Origin of the sequence: Vibrio sp. 10N.222.46.A1, assembly GCF_041473595.1 — a bacterium.
Lineage (GTDB): Bacteria > Pseudomonadota > Gammaproteobacteria > Enterobacterales > Vibrionaceae > Vibrio > Vibrio tasmaniensis_A.
Genome location: NZ_JBFRSN010000046.1, coordinates 1 through 5081, shown reverse-complemented (window position 1 = coordinate 5081; position 5081 = coordinate 1). Strand labels below are relative to the sequence as shown.

The following is a 5081-nucleotide window of genomic DNA, read 5'->3' as shown; positions in this document are numbered from 1 at the left end:
TCTAGGAACAGGCTATTGAAGTGACCAAAACGCATGATGTCTACGGCGCGCTGTTTTACATAATCCAAATGGCAATTCGGGTTCAAGTAAAAACCGTTTCCTCGAAACCCTTTTTTTAGGCTGCCATCCGCCATTTCAATCGCACAACTTTCACGCATCGGTTTTGGTAATTGGGCGGTTAGCCAGTTGTCATTGAGCTTCGCAGGGATGGCTGTGTTGTAGGAGTCATAGGTTCCAACCAGATAACCAGATTGCTTAGCCAGTTCTACTGCATTCGGTTGATAGAATGCTGGCATCCAGTTATCAAAACCTAACCAAAGCTTATTCAAGCCCGCTTTGTTTAGATTGTTGACCATGCCTGATGACAAGGCTTGTCCCCAAGTATCCGGTGCATTGAGATAAGAAGAGGCATGCTTAATCAACCAGCTTTTCTTGCTCTGAGCAGCGGTGTGTTGAGCTTTTATGGTGTTATCAGGCAGTGTTGGCGTTGCAACAGGATACAAGCTTTGTAATGACTGGTTAATAGAGTCCAACAACAGTTGTTTGTGATACTGGCTAAACCAATCTTTGCCTTTAGACAGAGGGGATAACTCACGCTTCGCTTCACTTGAAATGTTTAATTGAGAGTCTTCGAGATACCAGGCTTTTAATCCCCACCAGTCTCTCACATCTTGGATACTTAAAGCATCTTTACCAAACAAGTAGACGTGGCTTGCGCCGATTAGCTTATTTACATCTGGGTTACGCTTTTGCTTTTCGACAAACGATTCAGAGAGACCATTCTCAATACGCCAATCACGGTATTGTTTAGCACCATCTAACCAAGAGTCTCCAAGTGTTATCCGAACCGTAAAAGGCCGTGATTGATTCAGCGTTGTAAATTGGTGTGAAGCGCTCATATCAATCTTGGTCTTCTCATCAGAGGACGTATCCGACGATACATCAGAAAAGAACAATTGGTTGTTGGTTGGGGTAATCATCTGATAACTGATGAATTGATCGTTCTGTTGTACCGTCCAAAAAGGCATTTTTAAGTCTTGAGTGGTGTTGCTTCCAGAATGGTTGTCGACTAGGTAATTGGCCCACTGCTTATTGTTGGTAGGAACGCGCATACCCTCACTAAAGGGCAGAAATAGAGTCTGAGTTTGTTGTTCTGCTAGGTCAAACCAAACGAGTTCAATGGGTTGGTTTCGTTTTACTTGTGTGTTTTCAGGTAAGGTGAATTGGACAAGAAGATTATGTTCCTTCAACTCAGCTTCAACATTGATTCCACTCGGCATGAGTGTCCAAGATGCCTTGGTTTTTGAGTCTATGACTAGGTGAGTAACTTTTTGAGGTTGACGATCAACGGTCAAAGCAGCGCTATTCACACTTAAGCCATTCCAATCTATCGCTAATGTTTTTGTTGAAATCGACACTATATTGCTGGCGTTAATGTTGTTGGTGTGGCTATTGCTGATAAGAGTGACTTGATTATCTTGTGCGTTTGCCGAGAGCGCACAAGTCGTGAATAGAGCTGCAATAGCAAAAGACGTAAAATTAAGTTGATGACGAACGTTGACCATATCTAGATTCCGTAAAGGGTAAGTACGGTCATTACACCCAAATCGCGTTGGTATTTTGTCACCTATATGTCTCTATTTTTTCCCTTCGGTGTTTAATGCCATTGTATAGCGAGCTTAACTTAGAAAGGCATCGCGACACGCTGTACATATTGGATTTCAATCGCACCTTGGTATTCAAACATTTCAACCGATGCACTCAAGTGTTTAGCTTCAGATCCGGTTGGGCTTTCTGTAGGAAGAGATGCTTGCGTTGTTTTGATTGGCACCTTGAAACCTAGCATATCGTAGTTTTCGTCAAACCACTGCCAACTGACATTGGCGTCTGGGCAGCTGTCGATTATCTCAGGCGGTGTTACCACAATGTGAGGGTCGTTGAGTTTGCTTTCGAGTGTTAGCCATCGCTTGTTGTCGTCTAAAGCAACAATAATAGGGTAGTTGTTCGAACCTATCGTTAACTGATAAACACCCGATTCCGGTTTGATGAGCATCTCACTGGTTTCAATCTCTTGATATTCGACATCAGAATTGAGTTGTCCTTCGATAACCACTTTTCCATCAGGCGAGACCAGAGAAATACGTTGTGTTTGATCTTCTAACACTTCGTTGAGTTGCTCCGCAGACACTTTGATCTGATAGCCTTGTGATGAAAGACCGTGGCGCTTGATAAAGCTAACTTGAATGTGGTTGTTGGGTGTAGCACTTTGTTCAAGAGTGCTTCCACATTGAGTCCGACTCAGGATCTCTTGTTTAACGGGTAGCCAAAGTTGGCTATTAAGCTCTGCCTGATCAAGCGCGATTTGCAGTTCTTGCCATGCCACTTGCGGTTGATCATCGAGCAGTGATTGATAGGTGTGTTGCAATGGCGTGTCTGTAAACCAAGCCGCATTACACGCAAAGGGCATTGTAAAGGGTAATGTGCAGAACAGTGTTGTTAATAAGCTTACTTTCATTGTGATTCCCCAACCAAACGATAACCAACCCCACGATGCGTTTCTAGTTTCAGCGTTGGTAGCTTTTGACGTAAACGCAGTATGTGGTTATCAACGGTTCTTGTGCTTGGGAAGGCTTGATAACCCCAGATTTTATTCAATAACTCATCTCGGTGGAACACGCGCCCTTGGTTTTGAACAAACAAAACTAATAGCTGAAACTCTTTAGGTTTCAACGTGATTGGGCTTTCATCCAGATAAGCGATCCGTTCCGACAAGTTGATTTGGATATTTGCGTAATCTAAATGGCTAACACCTAACGGCCGAAGCTGCGTAATGACTCTAGCAAGCAATTCATCATTCGAAAATGGCTTAGTCACGTAATCCTTGGCACCTGCCATTAAACCTTCAACACGTTGTTGAACTTCAACTTTGGCGGTCAACACTATCACAGGTAGCGCTTTGATCAGTAACCAATTAGGCAAGTGTCGCAAGCTGTCGCCGTCTTCAAGTTGTCGATCAAGCACCACGAGATCGGCTCGTAACCACAGCTTACCGGCACTCTGAGCATCTTGCACCCAAAGGCATTGATAACCATTGGACTCAAAGAAGCTGACGAGGCCTTGCCCAAGCAGTTGGTCGTCTTCAATCAGCAGTAGGGTGTTCATAAGCGATTTCCAAAATACATCGAGTTGGATTACGGAGAATGATGAGACGGCCATTCGCTTGTTTCATCAAGTGTTCGACAATAGTCAGGCCAATGCCCATATTATCTTGTTTGTGATTGGCGCACCGTGTTGTTCTTGAAATAAGTCGTTGTATCAAAGAGGGGAAGTGACCCTCATCTTGTACTTCTATTCTCAGTTTATCTGAAAGGGAGATCTTAACTAAAACCTTACCTTGTCCATGCTGCTTAGCATTCTTGATTAAGTTATCAAGACAGATGGTCAGCCAGTAATAAGGCAGGTTAAGTTCAACATCTCTTGCTTCACATTGATAAGCAATATTGTGCTTTTCGCAGACATGGTCGAGCCACTCTTCCAATGATGCGTTTTGCTTCAACAAAGGCTCCGACTGATCCGAACTTAGATACACTTTGCTGTTTTCGGTGAGCTGAGAAAGCCTTTGATAGTCTGAAATTAAACGCCAAACTGCCCCTTGGATCTCATCGGGAAAATCGTCGTAGCGGTTTCTGAACATTTCGACGGTTAGACCTAGGCTAGTAATTGGCGTGCGCAGTTCATGAGTAAGAAGCTGTAAAATGAACTGCCTCTCTTTTCGTTGTTTTGTTCTTAGGTATAAGACTCTACCTAGGCCGGAAATCAACGTTAACAGCAATGTAAAGATCAACGTTTTCATGATCAGATTGTCATTGCTAGGCTCGCTTAAGCACACGTTGCTGTAACGAAAAGTGCAGGTTTCACCCGTCAAAGACACCTCTTGCCGCTCTGCAATAGGTTGCCAAACATTTAAGGGAATGGCTTTCCAGCCTTGTTCGCCACTTAACCAAAGCACATCGTCCTGTTGCCAAGCTCGGTATCCACTGAGCAGTGCTTCTCTGCCTTGTGCACTTAGGTTTTCTAGCTGGTTATATAAAGGGTGCTGCGGGTTGGTAAGACTCAAAAATGGGCGTATCTGCTCGGTCACATCTGGGTAAGCGGCTAAATAACGATCAGCAAAACTGCCACCTGCAGGGTGTCGTTTGGAGTGTGCTGCAAACCAAATGGAATCCAATGCTTGTTGCTGACACAAAGCGAGCTCAAACTCGATGGCATCATCTAATGAAGGGTTATTGCTTTCAATCGCTCGGCAGTGATCTTGTATTGACGCTAACGCTGCGATGTCGTCCCAACTGAATTGGTTGAAATCAGGATAGCGGCTACGTTCATGAAGCAGAACTTTCGGATACTGAGCCAACTCTTGTTGAGAGACTAGGATTGGGGATGATTGCCAGCTCAGTTGATACAGGGTTTGCCACTTGTCTTGCAAACTTTGGGCATTGGCTAGAGTTGGGAGCCAAAAGATCAAGCCAAGGGCTAAGGTAAACCTGCGCATCCAATCATTCTCGTTAAAAGTCGTGGGGAGAGTCTAAAGAGTTTTGGATGCGATTTGTAACCTGAATGTCAACAAGTGTTCTTTTAACAACAAATTGTCGAGTGGGTCATGCTTTTAAATAATAAAGTAAAAATACAGTAAGTATCATTTGTTTGGGTTAAATTAGATAATTGTGTACTTATTGTCATCACTGGGCGTGTGGAGGGAACTATACTGGACTCATACCTAATAAGAGGAACTATCATGAAACTCATCATCAAATCAGTATTAGCAATTAGTATTTTGGCGGCAGGCTCTGCTCAAGCGTTCGAATTAATCAGCAACGATATTCAAGAAGGTCACCCAATGGCGAAGACCTTTGAATACTCAAGTTGGGGTTGTGACGGCGGTAACCTATCACCACAATTGATGTGGAAAGATGCTCCAGCAGGAACCAAAAGCTTTGCAGTCACGGCTTATGATCCAGACGCTCCGACTGAAAGTGGTTTCTGGCACTGGGTCGCGTTTGATATTCCAGCAACAGTGAGCGACC

5 protein-coding genes are annotated in these 5081 nt (G+C 43.9%); 1 reads left to right on the top strand and 4 read right to left on the bottom strand.

Annotated elements, in window-relative coordinates; genetic code table 11:
* From AB4496_RS01975 to AB4496_RS01960, 4 genes are all read right to left on the bottom strand, one after another.
* Positions 1 to 1565: glycoside hydrolase (locus AB4496_RS01975; RefSeq protein ID WP_372130529.1), on the bottom strand; the 1565-nt coding region annotated here is incomplete at its 3' end.
* Positions 1566 to 1684: 119 nt separating this feature from the next.
* Entirely contained in the window at positions 1685 to 2515 is an 831-nt protein-coding gene (locus AB4496_RS01970; RefSeq protein ID WP_032555015.1) for a DUF2861 family protein, read from the bottom strand.
* On the bottom strand, positions 2512 to 3162 hold the full coding sequence (locus AB4496_RS01965) for a response regulator transcription factor (protein ID WP_032555016.1): 651 nt from the start codon (positions 3160 to 3162) through the stop codon (positions 2512 to 2514). Before AB4496_RS01965 ends, AB4496_RS01970 begins: the two co-directional genes overlap by 4 nt.
* Entirely contained in the window at positions 3140 to 4549 is a 1410-nt protein-coding gene (locus tag AB4496_RS01960; RefSeq protein ID WP_032555017.1) for a DUF3404 domain-containing protein, read from the bottom strand. The genes AB4496_RS01965 and AB4496_RS01960 overlap by 23 nt, the downstream gene beginning before the upstream one ends.
* A 243-nt stretch (positions 4550 to 4792) precedes the next feature.
* Between AB4496_RS01960 and AB4496_RS01955 the strand changes: the two genes are divergently transcribed.
* The coding region (locus AB4496_RS01955) for a YbhB/YbcL family Raf kinase inhibitor-like protein (protein ID WP_372130528.1) at positions 4793 to 5081 on the top strand (289 nt) is incomplete at its 3' end.

What these genes read in the sequence shown, in the direction of transcription:
- AB4496_RS01960 (WP_032555017.1), bottom strand. Translation starts at nt 4,549, where the DNA reads ATGCGCAGGTTTACCTTAGCCCTTGGCTTGATCTTTTGGCTCCCAACT.
- AB4496_RS01965 (WP_032555016.1), bottom strand. Translation starts at nt 3,162, where the DNA reads ATGAACACCCTACTGCTGATTGAAGACGACCAACTGCTTGGGCAAGGC.
- AB4496_RS01970 (WP_032555015.1), bottom strand. Translation starts at nt 2,515, where the DNA reads ATGAAAGTAAGCTTATTAACAACACTGTTCTGCACATTACCCTTTACA.